21 protein-coding genes are annotated in these 15,624 nt (G+C 54.8%); 13 read left to right on the top strand and 8 right to left on the bottom strand.

Annotated features, from left to right (window positions below; all coding sequences use genetic code 11):
- The first annotated feature begins 25 nt into the window (after positions 1 to 25).
- A complete protein-coding gene (locus tag WN53_RS07405) occupies positions 26 to 415 on the top strand; it encodes a hypothetical protein (RefSeq protein ID WP_024482934.1) in 390 nt (129 codons plus the stop codon).
- A gap of 42 nt (positions 416 to 457) precedes the next feature.
- Here WN53_RS07405 and WN53_RS07400 read toward each other — a convergent pair whose 3' ends face one another.
- Entirely contained in the window at positions 458 to 841 is a 384-nt protein-coding gene (locus tag WN53_RS07400; protein ID WP_024482933.1) for a hypothetical protein, read from the bottom strand.
- A 227-nt stretch (positions 842 to 1,068) separates the two neighbouring features.
- Here WN53_RS07400 and WN53_RS07395 point away from each other — a divergent pair, with 227 nt between their 5' ends.
- Genes WN53_RS07395 through WN53_RS07375 form a run of 5 tightly spaced genes read left to right on the top strand, consistent with a single transcriptional unit; the run spans position 1,069 to position 4,137 of the window.
- Positions 1,069 to 1,488, top strand: a complete 420-nt coding sequence (locus WN53_RS07395) for a PPC domain-containing DNA-binding protein (protein WP_024482932.1) — start codon at positions 1,069 to 1,071, stop codon at positions 1,486 to 1,488.
- A 27-nt stretch (positions 1,489 to 1,515) separates the two neighbouring features.
- On the top strand, positions 1,516 to 2,094 hold the full coding sequence (locus WN53_RS07390; protein WP_024482931.1) for an ECF transporter S component: 579 nt from the start codon (positions 1,516 to 1,518) through the stop codon (positions 2,092 to 2,094).
- On the top strand, positions 2,094 to 2,804 hold the full coding sequence (locus WN53_RS07385; RefSeq protein WP_024482930.1) for an energy-coupling factor transporter transmembrane component T family protein: 711 nt from the start codon (positions 2,094 to 2,096) through the stop codon (positions 2,802 to 2,804). The genes WN53_RS07390 and WN53_RS07385 overlap by 1 nt, the downstream gene beginning before the upstream one ends.
- Complete coding sequence (locus WN53_RS07380; RefSeq protein WP_024482929.1) at positions 2,789 to 3,466, top strand: energy-coupling factor ABC transporter ATP-binding protein; 678 nt, start codon at positions 2,789 to 2,791, stop codon at positions 3,464 to 3,466. The genes WN53_RS07385 and WN53_RS07380 overlap by 16 nt, the downstream gene beginning before the upstream one ends.
- The gene (locus WN53_RS07375) at positions 3,460 to 4,137 is read left to right on the top strand and encodes an ABC transporter ATP-binding protein (protein ID WP_024482928.1); all 678 of its coding nucleotides are present in this window, start codon (positions 3,460 to 3,462) and stop codon (positions 4,135 to 4,137) included. Before WN53_RS07380 ends, WN53_RS07375 begins: the two co-directional genes overlap by 7 nt.
- A gap of 183 nt (positions 4,138 to 4,320) precedes the next feature.
- Here the strand turns inward: WN53_RS07375 and WN53_RS07370 are convergent, their stop codons facing one another.
- Entirely contained in the window at positions 4,321 to 5,184 is an 864-nt protein-coding gene (locus WN53_RS07370; RefSeq protein WP_021181835.1) for a YicC/YloC family endoribonuclease, read from the bottom strand.
- Between the two features lie 126 nt (positions 5,185 to 5,310).
- Between WN53_RS07370 and rph the strand changes: the two genes are divergently transcribed.
- Both rph and pyrE read left to right on the top strand, forming a co-directional pair.
- The gene (rph, locus tag WN53_RS07365) at positions 5,311 to 6,027 is read left to right on the top strand and encodes a ribonuclease PH (protein ID WP_024482927.1); all 717 of its coding nucleotides are present in this window, start codon (positions 5,311 to 5,313) and stop codon (positions 6,025 to 6,027) included.
- Between the two features lie 82 nt (positions 6,028 to 6,109).
- Positions 6,110 to 6,751, top strand: coding sequence for an orotate phosphoribosyltransferase (gene pyrE / locus WN53_RS07360; RefSeq protein WP_024482926.1), 642 nt, complete (start codon positions 6,110 to 6,112; stop codon positions 6,749 to 6,751).
- Positions 6,752 to 6,991: 240 nt separating this feature from the next.
- Here the strand turns inward: pyrE and slmA are convergent, their stop codons facing one another.
- The 3 genes from slmA to coaBC all read right to left on the bottom strand — a co-directional run bounded on the left by slmA (position 6,992) and on the right by coaBC (position 9,500).
- Entirely contained in the window at positions 6,992 to 7,588 is a 597-nt protein-coding gene (gene slmA / locus WN53_RS07355) for a nucleoid occlusion factor SlmA (protein WP_021181838.1), read from the bottom strand.
- Between the two features lie 258 nt (positions 7,589 to 7,846).
- Positions 7,847 to 8,305, bottom strand: a complete 459-nt coding sequence (gene dut / locus WN53_RS07350; RefSeq protein WP_037411293.1) for a dUTP diphosphatase — start codon at positions 8,303 to 8,305, stop codon at positions 7,847 to 7,849.
- Positions 8,283 to 9,500: a bifunctional phosphopantothenoylcysteine decarboxylase/phosphopantothenate--cysteine ligase CoaBC gene (gene coaBC / locus WN53_RS07345; protein WP_024482924.1), complete on the bottom strand. Its 1,218-nt coding sequence runs from the start codon at positions 9,498 to 9,500 to the stop codon at positions 8,283 to 8,285. Before coaBC ends, dut begins: the two co-directional genes overlap by 23 nt.
- A 183-nt stretch (positions 9,501 to 9,683) precedes the next feature.
- Here coaBC and radC point away from each other — a divergent pair, with 183 nt between their 5' ends.
- The 4 genes from radC to mutM all read left to right on the top strand — a co-directional run bounded on the left by radC (position 9,684) and on the right by mutM (position 11,940).
- A complete protein-coding gene (radC, locus tag WN53_RS07340) occupies positions 9,684 to 10,367 on the top strand; it encodes a RadC family protein (RefSeq protein WP_024482923.1) in 684 nt (227 codons plus the stop codon).
- A 265-nt stretch (positions 10,368 to 10,632) separates the two neighbouring features.
- Positions 10,633 to 10,869, top strand: a complete 237-nt coding sequence (gene rpmB, locus WN53_RS07335; protein ID WP_004931195.1) for a 50S ribosomal protein L28 — start codon at positions 10,633 to 10,635, stop codon at positions 10,867 to 10,869.
- Positions 10,870 to 10,880: 11 nt separating this feature from the next.
- Positions 10,881 to 11,048: a 50S ribosomal protein L33 gene (gene rpmG, locus WN53_RS07330; RefSeq protein WP_004392084.1), complete on the top strand. Its 168-nt coding sequence runs from the start codon at positions 10,881 to 10,883 to the stop codon at positions 11,046 to 11,048.
- Between the two features lie 82 nt (positions 11,049 to 11,130).
- Positions 11,131 to 11,940, top strand: a complete 810-nt coding sequence (gene mutM / locus WN53_RS07325) for a bifunctional DNA-formamidopyrimidine glycosylase/DNA-(apurinic or apyrimidinic site) lyase (protein ID WP_024482922.1) — start codon at positions 11,131 to 11,133, stop codon at positions 11,938 to 11,940.
- Here mutM and coaD read toward each other — a convergent pair whose 3' ends face one another.
- From coaD to waaA, 3 genes are read right to left on the bottom strand one after another with little or no spacing between them, the layout of a single operon-like run.
- Positions 11,941 to 12,426 (bottom strand): pantetheine-phosphate adenylyltransferase, encoded by a 486-nt coding sequence (gene coaD / locus WN53_RS07320; RefSeq protein ID WP_024482921.1) that lies wholly within the window; start codon positions 12,424 to 12,426, stop codon positions 11,941 to 11,943.
- 3 nt (positions 12,427 to 12,429) lie between these two features.
- The gene (locus WN53_RS07315) at positions 12,430 to 13,203 is read right to left on the bottom strand and encodes a glycosyltransferase family 2 protein (protein WP_024482920.1); all 774 of its coding nucleotides are present in this window, start codon (positions 13,201 to 13,203) and stop codon (positions 12,430 to 12,432) included.
- A complete protein-coding gene (gene waaA, locus WN53_RS07310) occupies positions 13,204 to 14,481 on the bottom strand; it encodes a lipid IV(A) 3-deoxy-D-manno-octulosonic acid transferase (protein ID WP_024482919.1) in 1,278 nt (425 codons plus the stop codon). It lies immediately after the preceding gene.
- A 123-nt stretch (positions 14,482 to 14,604) separates the two neighbouring features.
- Here waaA and WN53_RS07305 point away from each other — a divergent pair, with 123 nt between their 5' ends.
- The gene (locus tag WN53_RS07305; protein ID WP_046808036.1) at positions 14,605 to 15,621 is read left to right on the top strand and encodes a glycosyltransferase family 9 protein; all 1,017 of its coding nucleotides are present in this window, start codon (positions 14,605 to 14,607) and stop codon (positions 15,619 to 15,621) included.
- Positions 15,622 to 15,624 lie beyond the last annotated feature (3 nt).

The raw sequence follows: 15,624 nt of genomic DNA, 5'->3' as shown, positions 1-15,624 counted from the left end.
AGATTTTTTAAGGACGGAAACCATGATGCAGACCTACCTGACGTTACGTGCGTTAGCGAGGGGGATTAACCCGGAAACGGGGGAGTTTTTAAATCACACCTCGCTGGTTCATTCCCCAGAGACGATCCGGATGCTGTTTGCCCTGGCGGATGAGTTTTACGCCGAGCGAGAACGAGTGAAAAAGGCAAAGTTATCACCCGAGGAGCGGCGGCAGAAAAATATTGCCGAAGGCAGGCCAGCCAACTTCAATTTCCCCTGGTCGGAAGAAGACAGGAAGCTATTGGAGGAAGGTTACAGCGCTGGCAAAACGATAGAGGCGTTAAGCGTGGAGTTTGGGCGCTCCCTGCGCGGCATTGCGGTTCAGCTTGAAAAAATGGAGTTGATCACCGAAGAGCAGGCCGCTGCTTATAACTGACCGGGTTAAGCCTCCCTTCTGGAGGCCACTTGTCAGCAAGCTTCAATCCACCGGCGAGGTGGGTAGGCGAACGATGTCCTGATTGTCGTTACCCATCCAATAGACACCTTCTTTTGCCCAGAATGGGCCTTCGACAAAGTCGAGCAGGTCGGAATACTCTTCGTAGAACTGCTTGTCGTTTCGGTCATAAACCCGCATGTAGCCGGAGTAATGCCCGCCATCGCCAGGCATGGTGAAGCGCGGAATAAACTCGAAGGTTTTATAATAGCGCACCACATACTGCTGGTTGGGGCTCCACTCTTCGTATCGCAGTGTCCCTTGTTTCCACCACAGGTAGCAGCCAACAATGGCCGCCACCAGGATTGCTACCGCTACCCAGCGCTTACGCTCGCGTACCAGAGTTTCTTGGCTTTTTATTTTTGGCATCAGTGTTCTTTCAGACCCATTCCAATTTAGCTTTTGGCCAGCATACCAGCACCGCCGCTTTTACTGACCTATGTCACATACATAGGCCGCATCAATCTTTATCATGCTGCATAACGTCCGAGGTTCGGAGTTATTTGGAGTCACATCCCTCATGCAGCATCCTACCTTCCCGACGCCATTTCCCTATTTTCCGTATCACAAAACCCACTGGGGTAAAGGATCTTAGCGTGGAGACATCAACGCCGTCTACGGCACAGTTTTATGCCTTGCGTCTGTTACCGCAACAAGACCTGCTGGTTGCACTACGTGATTTTATCCGGCAGCAGAATTTGCGTGCCGCCTGGATCAGCGGCTGTGTCGGCAGCTTGAGCGAAGTGGCTTTGCGTTATGCCGGCTGCGAAGGCACCATGTTATTGAGCGGAAAATTTGAAGTGGTCTCACTGATTGGCACGTTGGAGGCCGGAGGCGAACATCTGCATCTGGCAGTGGCCGATGAGCATGGCCATATGACCGGCGGCCATGTGATGGCAGGCTGCACCGTGCGCACCACGCTCGAATTGGTGATTGGGGAATTGAACGATGTCGTATTTAGCCGACAACCTTGCGCGCTTTCAGGCTATGACGAATTAAACGTCGAGCAACGCTAATTTTCCTACTAGTTGAGTGAGGTTGTTATGGCACGTAATGGGTTATCGAGTCAGGCGTTGGTGTTGATGGTGATTTCAATAGCCATCAACATGATCGGCGGGCAGTTGGTATCGATGTTGAAGCTGCCTATTTTCCTTGATTCTATCGGTACCTTGCTGAGTGCAATTCTCGCCGGGCCGATTATCGGCATGTTGACCGGTTTATTGACCAACTTGATCTGGGGCCTGCTCACCGGCCCGATTGCGGCGGCGTTCGCACCGGTGGCAATGGTGATTGGTTTGGTGGCTGGCTTATTGGCTAGCATCGGCTGGTTCCGGACGTTACCAAAAGTGATCCTGAGTGGCGTGGTGATCACCTTGGCCGTGACGATAGTTGCCGTACCGATCCGTACTTATCTGTTTGCCGGGGTCACTGGCAGTGGCGCAGACTTCTTTGTCGCCTATGTGCATTCGATGGGCAGCAACCTGATCGAATCCGTCGCAATGACCGTGCTGGGGATCAATCTGATAGATAAAGTGCTGGTTGCCATTATCGTCTGGCTATTGGTGCGCAATATGTCGCAGCGAACACTGCGTAATTTCCCTGCAATGGCCGCCGTGCGTTAATGCACCCGTTTACCTCGCTGGCTCTTTGGCTGGTGCTGGGTACCAGCAGCTTGCTGATGCCGTTTGGCTATCCGTTGCTAGCCTATAGCCTGGTGAGCTTTCTGTTGCTGATCTTGATGAAAAGCACCCGGCATCGCTGGCGCTACGTGGCGTGGATCATGTTACCCATGGCGGGCGGTTTATGGCTGGTGCATAGCGGTTGGCTGGCGTGGTGGTTACGGGGGGAGGCGCGTGATGATAGCGAAATGCTCAACGCCGCCGCGCTCTGGCTACGCTTGTTGGCGTTGTTAAGTTTTGGGCAAATCTGGCTGCAATACGTGCCGCCACAGCGCGTTATTCGCGCTCTGTTTGCCAGCCGTTTGCCGCTCGGGCTGGCCTACCTGTTGGCGGGGCCGTTGCTGGTTGCCGAACAGCTGCGAGCGCAACTGGCCGCGATTTACCAGGCACAGCTGGCGCGAGGCGTGCCGCTAGACGGTTATTGGTATCAACGATTGCGCTACATTCCGGCATTGGTTATCCCGTTAACCCACAGTGCGTTGAATGATTTAACCGCGCGCAGCACGGCGTTGGATATGCGTGCTTTTCGGCTGCATCCCAGACGCACAACGCTATGGGCTCCGAGCGACAGCCCGCTGCAACGTAGCGTGCGCTATGGCTTGCTGTTGGTGGCGGCATTGGAAATAGGAGCCTGGCTGTGGTTGTGGCACTGAATGCGCTGAGCTTTATTCCTCAAGGTAGTCGCTGGCAGTTGGAAAGCATCGATCTACATTGCGAGGTTCCAGGTTTATATGGCATTAGCGGTGGGAATGGCAGCGGAAAAACCACGCTTGCCCAGCTGCTGGCAGGCTGTTTCCCCGACTTCTTACCCGGCACATTACAGGGATCGGGACTGGTCCTCGGTGAGGAAATAGGTTCGCGCCCGCTGGTTGAAATGGCGCAGCAGGTGCAGCTCATTCAACAGGCACCCCAGCTGCAACTTTCCGGCTGTACCTTCACGGTCGAAGAAGAGATCGCCTTCGGGCCGGAGAATCTGTGCCTGGATGAAGCCGAGATCTTGGCGCGTATCGAACAGGCGCTGACGTTTACCGATTGCCACGCTTTACGCCATCGTCACCCGGCCACGCTCTCTGGCGGCGAGGCGCAACGGGTGGTGATGGCCTGTGCGTTGGCGATGCGTCCTCGGCTACTATTGCTGGATGAAGCCTTTAGCCGCCTGACCCCCGATGCTACCACCAAGCTGTTACAACAGCTGGCCACCTACGCTAACCAGCAGCAGTGCGTGATTTTGCTCTTTGAACGGTCGCTCACCAAGGTTGCCGCTTATTGCCTGCAAACTTGGGCGTTGGAGCAAGGCAGGCTCTCATTATGCTGACGATTGAATCGCTGGAATATCAGTGGCCAGGGGTGAGCGAACCCATCATTAGCGGTTTGGATTTGACCATTGAGGCGGGGGAATGGGTGGCCCTGATCGGGGATAATGGCGCAGGGAAATCCACGTTATTACGCCTGATTGCCGGGTTGCTAAAACCGACCGGCGGCAAGGTTCTCTTGCAGGGGCAGAATATTGCCACCCTAAAAGCGGCACAGCGTGCTCCGTTGCTGGGGGTATTATTTCAGGAAGCGGAACGGCAGATATTTCGTAACCGGGTACGCGATGAGATCGCTTTTGGCTTACGCCATCAGGGTGTGCGTGGCGATAGTCTGGAGCAGCGAGTTGCCCAAACTCTGGCGCTTTGTGAGCTAACGGATGTTGCGGATGCTCACCCATTGGATTTACACGCCGGACAGCGGCGTATGGTTGCGGTAGCCAGCCTCGCAGCTGTAGCACCGCCTCTGATACTGCTGGATGAGCCCAGTCGTGACTTTGATAGCTATTGGTTGGGGGTATTTACCCGCTGGTTAGCGGTTTGCCGTTCGCAAGGCACCACCGTGCTGGCCATCAGCCATGATTATGCTTTTGTTAAAACGCACTTTCCTCGCGTGATCCGCTTGGCCGATGGGGTTATAGCGGAGGATGGCGATGCGGGTCGGATAGTGGGTTAGCCTTCAACTCCATCATCGTTTTATCCCATTCTTGACGCATATCGAGTGATGATTTTCCCTGGTTTTTTCTTACCGTATCAATGGCTGCCTGGGCATATTTGGACATAGGAAAACCTCGATGGGTGGTGATATTAAAAAGCCCGCTGTTATGCGGGCTCTCTGTTCAATGATGGCACTTAAAACTTACTCGATATTCTGAATTTGCTCACGCATCTGCTCAATCAGCACCTTCAGCTCGATAGCTGAAGTAGTCACTTCGGCATTGATCGACTTGGATGCCAGCGTATTCGATTCGCGGTTGAATTCCTGCATCATAAAGTCGAGGCGACGGCCAACGGCTTCTTTCTTCTTCAGGATATTGTGCGTCTCTTTGACGTGCGCTTCCAGGCGGTCCAGCTCTTCGGCGACGTCGATACGCTGTGCCATCAGCACCAGTTCCTGCTCCAGGCGAGTGTTTTCCAACTGTACCTGGGCTTCTTCCAGCTTGCTGACCAAACGTTCGCGCTGCCATTGCAGGATATTAGGCATCTGGGCGCGTACTTTGATCACTTCGGCGCTCACGCCGTCGAGGCGTTGCTCGATCAGGGCTTTCAGCGCGGTACCTTCGCTTTCGCGAGCCACGATGAAATCATCCAGTGCGCCTTCCAGCGCCTGCATCAGCTCGTTGCTGATGAGGTCCAGATCCTGTTCCTGAGCGGACATCACGCCCGGCCAGCGCAGGACGTCGATTGGATCGATTTCCCCTTCGTCGCTCTGCATTTTGACCCAGTTGGCGGCTTCAACCAGCTGCTTGGCCAGTTTTTCGTTCAGGATCATCGAGCTTTGCGCGCTTGGGTCGAGCTCAAAGCGCAGGTTGCACTCCACTTTGCCACGTGTCAGGCGGCCACGGATACGCTCGCGGATCACTGGCTCGAGGCTGCGGAACTGCTCAGGCAGGCGGATGTAGGTTTCTAAGTAGCGTTGGTTAACGGAACGCAGCTCCCAAGCTGCGCTGCCCCATTCACCCTTGATTTCACGCCGGGCGTAGGCGGTCATGCTGCGGATCATTGTGCGTACCCGTAAATAGGAAAAGATGGAACGATTATAGCGTTGCACCTGCGGGCAGGATAGGCATAACGTCACGAAGCCCGTATAATGCGCAGCCAAACGTTAATAAGAAGCCGGAGAGAGCCCATGCGTCCTGCAGGCAGAGCACCACAACAAGTTCGCCCCCTGACACTGACCCGTCACTACACGAAACACGCTGAAGGTTCAGTGCTGGTTGAGTTTGGCGATACCAAAGTTTTGTGCACCGCCACGGTAGAAGAGGGCGTTCCGCGCTTTTTGAAAGGCCAGGGGCAAGGGTGGATCACCGCAGAATACGGCATGTTGCCGCGTTCGACCCACAGCCGTAATGCCCGCGAAGCGGCCAAAGGCAAGCAGGGTGGCCGTACGTTGGAGATCCAGCGTCTGATTGCTCGTTCACTGCGTGCCGCAGTGGATCTGAAAAAGCTCGGTGAGTTCACCATCACCCTGGACTGCGATGTGCTGCAAGCCGATGGCGGCACCCGTACCGCTTCCATCTCCGGTGCCTGTGTGGCGCTGGCCGATGCGCTGAATGCGCTGGTTGCCGCCGGTAAACTGAAAGCCAACCCGATGAAAGGGATGGTTGCCGCAGTTTCTGTCGGTATCGTTGGCGGCGAAGCGCTGTGCGATCTGGAGTATGTGGAAGATTCCGCCGCAGAAACCGATATGAACGTGGTGATGATGGAAGATGGCCGCATGATCGAGGTGCAAGGCACCGCCGAGGGTGAGCCGTTCAGCCACGATGAGCTATTGGCGCTACTGGCGCTGGCCCGAGGGGGCATCGAAACCATCTTCCAGGCGCAGAAAGCGGCGCTGGCAGACTGATTTTTAAAGGCGACCAAGCAGTCGCCTTTTTTATGCCCGGAAAATAGAACCAAAGTTACCGACCAAATTAGGAGAAGCAGTAATGAAAGCCTACCAGCGCCAGTTTATCGAGTTTGCGCTCCGCAAGCAGGTATTAAAATTCGGCGAGTTCACCCTGAAATCCGGCCGTACCAGCCCCTATTTCTTCAATGCCGGCCTGTTTAATACCGGGCGTGATCTGGCGCTGTTAGGGCGTTTTTATGCCGAAGCGCTGGTGGATTCCGGCATCGAGTTCGATCTGCTGTTTGGCCCAGCCTACAAAGGTATCCCGATCGCGACCACCACCGCAGTGGCATTGGCAGAACATCACAATCTCGATGTGCCTTATTGCTTCAACCGCAAAGAAGCCAAGGAACATGGCGAAGGTGGCACGCTGGTAGGCAGCCCGTTGCAGGGCCGTGTGATGCTGGTGGATGACGTGATCACCGCCGGGACGGCCATCCGTGAATCGATGGAAATTATCAGTGCCCATAACGCCAGCCTGGCCGGTGTGCTGATTTCTCTCGATCGTCAGGAGCGTGGCCGTGCCGACATTTCTGCGATCCAGGAAGTGGAGCGTGATTATCACTGTAAAGTGATCTCGATTATTACGCTCAAGGAGTTGATTGCTTACCTGGAAGAGCAGCCGGAAATGGCCGAAAGCCTGGTCGCTGTGCGGGCCTATCGCGAGCAGTACGGGGTTTAAAATAATAGCGCCGGGTTGAACCCGGTTATACCCGTCGTCTTTCAAGCTGCAGCGTTGTTACCTGCACTTACTCACCCCAGTCACTTACGAAAAGTAAGCTCCTGGGGATGAGTAAGTTTGTCGCCTAGCTGTGATGTACATGGATGTACAAATGCCGCGAGCGCAGGGATGCGCAAGAGCGGCCAACTCAAAATCCATAGGGTATAAACGGCTATGGAGTACTACCGATTCAATCCTTTATTATTGCAGTTGCGCCGCTAACAGCGGCCAGCGGGCATCGAAATCCTGCGTTGGGCGGTAGCGGAATTCAGAGCGAATATAGCGCGACAGCATCCCTTCACAGAAGGCCAGGATCTGGCTGGCCAGCAAGGTCTCATCGACGATAAAGCCCTTTCCTTCCCGGAGTTTACGTTCCTTCAACACCTGACGCAGTTGTGCTTCAATCCGCTCGAACAACTGGTTGATCCTGCCCTGCAGGCGATCTTGCTCAAACATCAGCGCGTGGCCGGTCATGATCCTGGTCAGGCCTGGGTTGCGCTCTGCAAACCCCAGTACCAACAACACAATTAGGCGTAGGCGGTTGAACGTCTCTTTTTCATCCTGCAAGATCAGGTTGATGCGCGTTATCAGGCTATCTTCAATAAACTCGATCAGGCTATCAAACATCCGCGTCTTGCTGGGGAAATGCCGATAAAGGGCAGCCTCAGAGACACCAACGTTTGCGGCAAGCTTGGCTGTGGTAATGCGCTGGCTGCCGTCGCTGGATTCCAGCATCTGGGCTAACGCCTGCAATATCTCCTCACGCCGATTCCTTTTGGTATTTTCTTTTTCTGCCATGTTTGATTAGACCCTTGCTAAAACGGCTTATCCCCTCAATCTCTTCGGGTATAGATTTGCGAAAACCCGCGCACCGGCCGTTGCAGAGTAAACTCTGTGCGGCTTATAAGATCGCTGTTGTACGGTGTAATGGCTAACAGGTCTTTTCAGACCCTTATTCTCCGTGCGTTACTCTCAATTGCCAGACCAACCGTGCCGCATTGCTAGCGGCGCGGTTGCAGGCGCCATCCCTGTAAATCATTCGGTTACGGGCAGGTTCTATTGGCGACCAGAGTGGCCAAAACCACCGGTACCCCGTTCGCTGCTATCGAACTCTTCCACCAGATTAAACTCGGCTTGCACTACCGGCACAAATACCATCTGTGCGATGCGTTCACCTGGCTCGATAGTGAAGGATTTCTGGCCACGGTTCCATACGGACACCATCAGCTGGCCCTGATAATCGGAGTCGATCAGGCCAACCAGGTTACCCAGCACGATGCCGTGCTTATGGCCCAGACCGGAGCGCGGCAGGATCACTGCAGCTAGACCGGTATCGGCGATGTGGATAGCCAGGCCGGTAGGCAGCAGGGTGGTTTCGCCTGGTGCCAACTCAACCGCGCTGTCCAGACAGGCGCGCAGATCAAGCCCGGCAGAGCCTGGGGTGGCATAGGTCGGCAGTGGGAAATCTTGACCGATACGTGGGTCAAGGATCTTAACGTCGATTTTTTTCATCATAACGGCTGACTATCTCGTCTAGTAAACGTTGGCCAAGGAGTGCCTTGTCGCTATGCGGCAGGCGCTTGTCTCCATCCTGCCAAAAAAGATGCAGGGCATTGGTATCACTGTTAAAACCGTGCTCTGCAAGCGATACATCGTTGGCGCAGATTAAATCCAGTTTTTTACGCAGTAGTTTTTGTCGCGCATATTCTTCCACATTCTGGGTTTCAGCCGCAAACCCGACGACAAAGGGACGATTTTTGCTCATCGCGGCAACGCCCGCGACAATATCCGGATTCTTGATCATCTTGAGGATGATTTCATCACCCTGCTTTTTGATTTTCTCATCGGCAATCTGTTCTGCCCGGTAATCCGCCACGGCAGCGCAGGAGATAAAGATGTTCTGCTGCGCGGCGTGTTGTTGTACCGCTTGCTCCATTTCCAGCGCGCTGACGACATCCACACGGGTTACCCAAGGCGGTGTAGGCAGGCTGACCGGCCCGGCGACCAACGTGACTTGCGCACCGCGAGCGGCGGCGGCCTTGGCGATAGCAAAACCCATTTTGCCGGAGCTGTGGTTGCTGACGAAACGCACCGGATCCAGTGCCTCACGGGTGGGGCCCGCGGTGATCATAATCTTTAAATGTTGCAGATCCTGCGGTGCAGAGAAATGAGCGTTAGCCAGCTCCACTATCGCCAACGGATCCAGCATGCGGCCAGGCCCGATATCACCACAGGCCTGGCTACCGCTGTCTGGTCCCCACAGCAGCACACCACGCCCTTGTAGGGTCTGTAGATTGGCCTGGGTGGCAGCAGCACGGTACATCTGTTGGTTCATGGCCGGTGCTGCCGCGATCGGGGCAGCGGTAGCCAGGCAGACCGTGGTTAGCAGATCGTTGGCCATGCCGGCAGCAACGCGGGCCAGCAGATCGGCGGTGGCCGGGGCCAGGATCACCAGATCGGCCCATTTGCCCAATTCAATATGGCCCATGGCGGCTTCTGCTGCGGGATCCAGCAGATCGTCGAAAACCGGATAGCCGGAAACGGCCTGCAGCGTCAGTGGGGTAATGAAGGCTTTGGCAGCGCTGGTCATTACCACTCTTACCTCGGCGCCTCTGTCGCGCAGGCGGCGCACCAGCTCAGGGCATTTGTAAGCGGCAATACCGCCACTGATGCCAAGCACAATATGTTTGCCGGAAAGTCCCGTCATCATGATTGTCCGATTGAAATCCGAAAGAGGCGGACATTTTAGCATAACCGCCGCCAGGTGGAGCGATTCTGCTGTGTATGCAGCCAGTTACATGCGGGTTTTCGTAACACTTCGCAATATTATCAATCACCTGTCGCACGATGAAATTCCCCGTGACATGCTGCTGTAGCAGGCAGGGAGGTGGCAATGAGCAATCAGGATATGTCGTTATGGTCTGGGGCTTTGGCGCCCAGGGAAAAATTGATGCGTGATGGCGCAGCGGCGCTCTCCGATATGGAGCTGTTGGCAATTTTCTTGCGAACCGGGCTACCTGGGGTTCACGTCTCACAGCGCGCCGAACAGTTGCTGGCGCACTTTGGTTCGCTGTATCACCTGGTTTCGGCGGACTACGAACAATTTCATAGTCAGAAAGGGTTGGGGATTGCCACCTATGCACAGCTGCAGGCAATTTCTGAATTAGCTTTCAGGCTGTTTTCCGGCCCCCATTTGCTGGAAAACGCGCTGCTGAATCCGAAAATTACCCAGCATTACCTGCACAGTTTGCTGGCTCACCATGAGCGAGAGGTGTTTTTAGTGTTGTTTTTAGACAATCAGCACCGGGTTATTCGCCATCAGGAGATGTTTGCTGGTACCATCAACAGCGTCGTTGTCCACCCAAGAGAAATTGTGCGTGCGGCTTTGAAGGCTAATGCAGCAGCCCTCATTCTGGCGCATAATCATCCTTCGGGTAAGGCTGAACCCAGTCACGCCGACCGTTTGATAACCGAGCAAGTGGTAAATGCTTGCCAGTTATTGGAGATCCGAGTGCTCGATCATTTGGTGATAGGCCGGGGTGAATGCGTCTCTTTTGCCGAGCGCGGATGGCTATAAACAACTTTTTCGCGATCCTTGAGGGATCTTTAGCTGTTCGGGACTTGAGCACTTACGCTTCAGAGCGTATACTACGCCACCTTTGAGAATCTTGGGTTTGGCGTTAAGAGCCTATCTCAGCAGGTTTCCAACCTGATGTGAGGTTTCTGACCTGATGACGAGAGTCTCCTCAGTATGAAGTTTGCTGAGATGGGCTCTAAAAGCCTGACGAGGCGGCCATACCCTATACGAAGCTCGAGCTGATTTGATTTTTGGAGAATAAGACATGTCACGAGTCTGCCAAGTTACTGGCAAGCGCCCGGTGAGCGGTAACAACCGTTCCCACGCAATGAACGCGACCAAACGCCGTTTTCTGCCTAACCTGCACTCACACCGTTTTTGGGTTGAGGCTGAGAAGCGCTTTGTAACTCTGCGTGTATCTGCTAAAGGTATGCGTGTTATCGATAAGAAGGGTATTGAGACGGTCTTGGCCGATCTGCGTGCCCGTGGTGAGAAGTATTAAGGAACTGCATCATGGCTAAAGGTGTTCGCGAGAAGATCAAGCTGGTTTCTTCTGCTGGTACTGGTCACTTCTATACCACCACGAAGAACAAGCGTACTAAGCCGGAAAAATTGGAACTGAAGAAATTCGATCCAGTTGTCCGTCAACACGTGATCTACAAAGAAGCTAAAATTAAATAATTTTAGTGGATTAATGAAAACCCGGCCTCGGCCGGGTTTTTTCATTTATAAAGGGTAGAAAAACGCAGAGAGGGAGCCAGTCATGCCTGAATTACCAGAAGTCGAAACCAGCCGCCGTGGCATTGAGCCTTACCTGGTTGGCCACAACATCCAGTATGCGGTGGTGCGTAACGCTCGCCTGCGTTGGCCGGTCTCCGAGCAGATCCTGGCGCTGAGCGATCGGCCGGTGCGCAGCGTACAGCGCCGTGCCAAGTATCTGCTGATCGAGTTGGACCACGGCTGGATTATCGTGCATCTGGGGATGTCTGGCAGCTTACGTATGCTGGCAGAGGAAACCGAGCCAGGTAAGCATGACCACGTCGATCTGGTGATGAGCAACGGTTTTATCCTGCGCTACACCGACCCGCGCCGCTTTGGTGCCTGGCTATGGTGTGACGATCTGGCCGCCAGCAACGTATTGGCTCATCTTGGCCCAGAACCGCTGGGTGAAGAGTTCAATGGCACCTACCTGTACGAGAAATCCCGTAATAAGCGTACGCTGATCAAGCCTTGGTTGATGGATAACAAGCTGGTGGTTGGCGTGGGGAATATCTATGCCAGCGAATCGCTGTTTACCGCCGGGATCCTGCCGGATCGTCAGGCGGGATCCTTGACCAAGGCGCAGGCGGATCTGTTGGCCGAAACGATCAAGGCGGTGTTGCTGCGTTCAATTGAACAAGGGGGAACAACGCTGCGTGACTTCCTGCAGTCGGACGGTAAGCCGGGGTATTTTGCGCAGGAACTGCAGGTCTATGGCCGGGCAGGTGAACCCTGCCGTGCCTGTGGCACATCGATTGAGAGCGCCAAACACGGGCAGCGCAGCACCTTCTTCTGCCGCCGCTGCCAGCATTGATTACTGCGCGGCGAGCTTTTCCATCAGCGCTTTGGTGACGACATCCGGCAAGAACGGTGCGATGTCGCCGCCATGACGTGCCACTTCCTTCACCAAGGAAGAAGAGATAAATGACCACTGCTCGGAAGGCATCAGAAACACGCTTTCCAACGTTGGCATCAGATGGCGGTTCATGTTCGCCAGCTGCAATTCATATTCAAAGTCGGACACCGCACGCAGGCCGCGTATCAGAATATTGGCGTTCTGATGGGCGGCGAAGTGCGCCATCAACTCGCTGAACCCCAGCACCTCGACGTTATCCAGATGAGAGGTCACCTGCGTGGCCAAGGTAACGCGTTCTTCCAGCGAAAACAGCGGTTTTTTGCTCGAGCTGGCGGCAATGGCCAGGATCACGTGATCAAACATCAGTGAGGCGCGGGTGACCAGATCCAGATGGCCGTTGGTCAGTGGATCGAAGGTACCTGGGTAGATGGCTTTGCTGCTCATGGTTTACTTCTCTGAATAGTTGCGGCCCAATGCCCACAGTGCGGCATATTTATTGAAGGTATATTGCGCGTTGACCACGGCTAACAGCAAGCCCTGTTTGCCGTCGAGGAAACCGGCCCGCAGCAGCCAGGTTTTGCAGAACGCCCCTAGCGTGTGGGTGAGGATCGACAGATAACCGCAACGCTTACCGGCCTGGTGGCGTTGGATTGCCCATTGCTCGGCGTAGTGCAGCTGTTTGCGCTGGAAGGCAAAAAAGTCACGGCAGGTCAGGTGCAGCAGATCGCCTTGCAGCGGTACGACTTTTGCACCGCCGGTGTTGAGGGATTCATGGACCAGGTCGTCGTTATAGCGATAGCGCTGATTGGCATACAGCCGGTTGACCCGATCGGGATACCAGCCGCTGTGGCGCATAAAGCGGCCAAGAAACAGGTTACGGCGGCCCAGGCTGTAGACGACGTTATCGTCGGCGTTGGCTAATACCTGCTCGATGGAGTGGCGCAATTCTGGCGTGACGCGCTCGTCGGCGTCGATCATCAGCACGTAATCCTGGGTAGCGTAGCTTTGCGCCTTCTGCCGCTGCTTGCCGAAGCCTTGCCAGTCGGTATGGGTAAACACCTTGGCACCCAGACTTTCCGCCAAAGCGATGGAACCGTCGGTACTGCCGGAATCTAGCACGATGATTTCATCAGCCCAGGCGACCGATTGCAGGCACTCGCTCAGCAACTCGGCTTCGTTTTTGGCGATCATCACTACCGAAAGGCTGTTACGGTGGCTCATTCAGTGGCTCCGTGGCGGCAGGTGTGGCTCCAACAGCTGCAGCAGGCGTTGCAACGCCCCTTGGTTCTGATACAGCACTTCAACCGCGTGGCGGCCGTAATAGCGGCGATAATCTTCATCGGTCAGCAGCGTTTCTATTTCTTTCACCAAGGAGTCGACATCACTGATGGTGATCATCCCGCCTGCTTCGGAGAGTTTGGCGCAGATATCTTTGAAGTTGAAGGTATGTGGGCCCATCAGCACCGGAATGGCATGGGCTGCCGCTTCCAGGGGGTTATGCCCCCCGCGTTCAACCAGGCTGCCACCAACGAAGGCCAGATCGGCAATGCCGTACAGCAGCATCAGTTCGCCCATGGTATCGCCAATCACGACCTGCGTGCTGCCGGAAGGGATTTCGCCGCTGCTGCGGGTGGTGTAGCTGAAGCCCGCTTTTTGCGTCAGCTCTTTGGCGGTTGGGAAGCGCTCCGGGTGGCGCGGCACCAGGATAAGTAATAGGTCGGGGTGCTTTTCCAGCAACCGGCGGTGGGCTTCCAGCAGAATGGTTTCTTCACCTTCGTGAGTGCTGGTGGCAATCCACACCGGGCGGCGTGGTGCCCATTGGCGGCGTAGCGTAATGGCTCTGGCCGCCAGCTCTGGCGTTACGGAGATATCGAACTTCAGGCTGCCGGTGACGGTCAGCTGTGAACGCTTCAGGCCCAGTTCGATAAAGCGCTCGCCGTCTTCCTGATTTTGTGCAGCGATCAGGGTGATGCGGCGCAGGATATCACGGATAAAACCGCCGATTTTCTTGTAGCCAGCTGCTGAACGGGCGGAAAGGCGCGCGTTGGCGATCACCAGCGGGATTTGGCGCTGATGCAGGGCGTTAATCAGGTTGGGCCACAGCTCGGTTTCCATGATGATCACCAGCTTGGGATCCACCTGGTCGAGGAAACGGCGCATCGAACCCGGCAGATCGTAAGGCAGGTAGACATGATGCACATCTTTACCGAAAGCGGACTGCACCCGTTCGGAACCCGTTGGCGTCATTGTGGTCACAGTAATCGGCAGGTAAGGGTAACGATGGCGCAGGGCGCGAACCAGAGGGATCGCCGCCAGGGTTTCGCCAACGGAAACGGAATGCAGCATAATGCCGCCCGATACTACTTTCCCGGCGCAGAAACCATAGCGTTCCGCCCAGCGTTTACGGTAGGCTGGTGCTTTGCGGCTGCGCAGCAGTAAGCGGAGCCAGATCAGGGGTTGGATAAGGTAGAGTAGTACCTGATATAAACGGAGCAGCATTCTATCAATTTCATTTATATGGGTTATCCAGAATAGTACCATAACCGGAAGGGAAAGGCGCTAACTTGGTGGCTCGGTGTCAGGTTGGGACAACAGGCGAGAGATGTCGCCGATAGGTTTGTAATGAAGAATATTTTAATTATCCGCCGCGACAATATTGGCGATCTCGTGTGTACCACCCCGCTGATTGAAGGGGTGAAAACCGCTTACCCTGACGCCAACCTCTATCTGCTTATCAATAAAGTCAGCCAGGATGTGGTGAAAAATAACCCGCATCTCACCAAGGTGTTTGTTTATAAGAAGGCCAAACACAAGGCCAAGAATGAGACCACCCTTGGGGTATATTTTGAGCGGCTGATGATATTTTTACAGCTGAGAAAAATAAAGTTTGATGCGGCTATTCTGGCTAACCCGGTGCCGTGCAAATATAGCCTGCGTTTGGCAAAAATGGCCGGGGTTAAAAATATTATCGGCGCAGATCTTGGTTCCAGTGAAATTCATCACCCTTTCCGCGCGGCAGATTTTCACGGCAAGCATCAGGTGGAACACACGTTCAGCTACCTGTCCGCCATCACCGATCGCTCCATTGCCATTCCTCCGGTGAAGGTTTTCCTCACTGCGGAAGAACAGCAGCAAGCGCAGCAACGTTTGCAGAGCCTGTTGCCCCCGGTTGAGCGGGTGTTTGCCGTGCATATCAGCAGCCGCAGCCCGAAACGGCGCTGGCCCATTGAGCGCTATGCCGAAATCATCAACCGTCTGGTTGCCGATCCTACCACCGGCGTGCTGATCTTCTGGTCACCGCAGGGGACGCTGACGCCTGATGATATCGGCGATCAAAAGCGAGCGGAGCAGCTATTGGCTGGCTGCCAGAATGAAAGAGTAGCGCTTTACCCAACGGCATCGGTACGCGAACTGTTGGCCGGTTTCGAGCTATGCGACAGGGTGCTGTGCAGCGACGGTGGCCAGATGCATCTGGCCGCGGCACTGAATAAAAGCATGGTGGTATTCTTTGGCGATACCAATCAGGAGCTTTGGCATCCGTGGTCTGGAAAGTACCATATATTGCAGACAACGAGTGGCGACTGTATTGATGTCTCGGTTGATGATGTATGGGAAAAAATAAAAATATTGGACCGGTAATAT

It is taken from the genome of Serratia fonticola (assembly GCF_001006005.1).
GTDB classification, from domain to species: Bacteria; Pseudomonadota; Gammaproteobacteria; order Enterobacterales; family Enterobacteriaceae; genus Chania; species Chania fonticola.
Note: the sequence above shows the minus strand (reverse complement) of the source record. Positions and strands in the feature narration are given on the sequence as shown.

What these genes read in the sequence shown, in the direction of transcription:
- WN53_RS07405 (WP_024482934.1), top strand. Translation starts at nt 26, where the DNA reads ATGCAGACCTACCTGACGTTACGTGCGTTAGCGAGGGGGATTAACCCG.
- WN53_RS07400 (WP_024482933.1), bottom strand. Translation starts at nt 841, where the DNA reads ATGCCAAAAATAAAAAGCCAAGAAACTCTGGTACGCGAGCGTAAGCGC.
- WN53_RS07390 (WP_024482931.1), top strand. Translation starts at nt 1,516, where the DNA reads ATGGCACGTAATGGGTTATCGAGTCAGGCGTTGGTGTTGATGGTGATT.
- WN53_RS07385 (WP_024482930.1), top strand. Translation starts at nt 2,094, where the DNA reads ATGCACCCGTTTACCTCGCTGGCTCTTTGGCTGGTGCTGGGTACCAGC.
- WN53_RS07375 (WP_024482928.1), top strand. Translation starts at nt 3,460, where the DNA reads ATGCTGACGATTGAATCGCTGGAATATCAGTGGCCAGGGGTGAGCGAA.
- WN53_RS07370 (WP_021181835.1), bottom strand. Translation starts at nt 5,184, where the DNA reads ATGATCCGCAGCATGACCGCCTACGCCCGGCGTGAAATCAAGGGTGAA.
- rph (WP_024482927.1), top strand. Translation starts at nt 5,311, where the DNA reads ATGCGTCCTGCAGGCAGAGCACCACAACAAGTTCGCCCCCTGACACTG.
- pyrE (WP_024482926.1), top strand. Translation starts at nt 6,110, where the DNA reads ATGAAAGCCTACCAGCGCCAGTTTATCGAGTTTGCGCTCCGCAAGCAG.
- slmA (WP_021181838.1), bottom strand. Translation starts at nt 7,588, where the DNA reads ATGGCAGAAAAAGAAAATACCAAAAGGAATCGGCGTGAGGAGATATTG.
- dut (WP_037411293.1), bottom strand. Translation starts at nt 8,305, where the DNA reads ATGATGAAAAAAATCGACGTTAAGATCCTTGACCCACGTATCGGTCAA.
- coaBC (WP_024482924.1), bottom strand. Translation starts at nt 9,500, where the DNA reads ATGATGACGGGACTTTCCGGCAAACATATTGTGCTTGGCATCAGTGGC.
- radC (WP_024482923.1), top strand. Translation starts at nt 9,684, where the DNA reads ATGAGCAATCAGGATATGTCGTTATGGTCTGGGGCTTTGGCGCCCAGG.
- rpmB (WP_004931195.1), top strand. Translation starts at nt 10,633, where the DNA reads ATGTCACGAGTCTGCCAAGTTACTGGCAAGCGCCCGGTGAGCGGTAAC.
- rpmG (WP_004392084.1), top strand. Translation starts at nt 10,881, where the DNA reads ATGGCTAAAGGTGTTCGCGAGAAGATCAAGCTGGTTTCTTCTGCTGGT.
- mutM (WP_024482922.1), top strand. Translation starts at nt 11,131, where the DNA reads ATGCCTGAATTACCAGAAGTCGAAACCAGCCGCCGTGGCATTGAGCCT.
- coaD (WP_024482921.1), bottom strand. Translation starts at nt 12,426, where the DNA reads ATGAGCAGCAAAGCCATCTACCCAGGTACCTTCGATCCACTGACCAAC.
- WN53_RS07315 (WP_024482920.1), bottom strand. Translation starts at nt 13,203, where the DNA reads ATGAGCCACCGTAACAGCCTTTCGGTAGTGATGATCGCCAAAAACGAA.
- waaA (WP_024482919.1), bottom strand. Translation starts at nt 14,481, where the DNA reads ATGCTGCTCCGTTTATATCAGGTACTACTCTACCTTATCCAACCCCTG.
- WN53_RS07305 (WP_046808036.1), top strand. Translation starts at nt 14,605, where the DNA reads ATGAAGAATATTTTAATTATCCGCCGCGACAATATTGGCGATCTCGTG.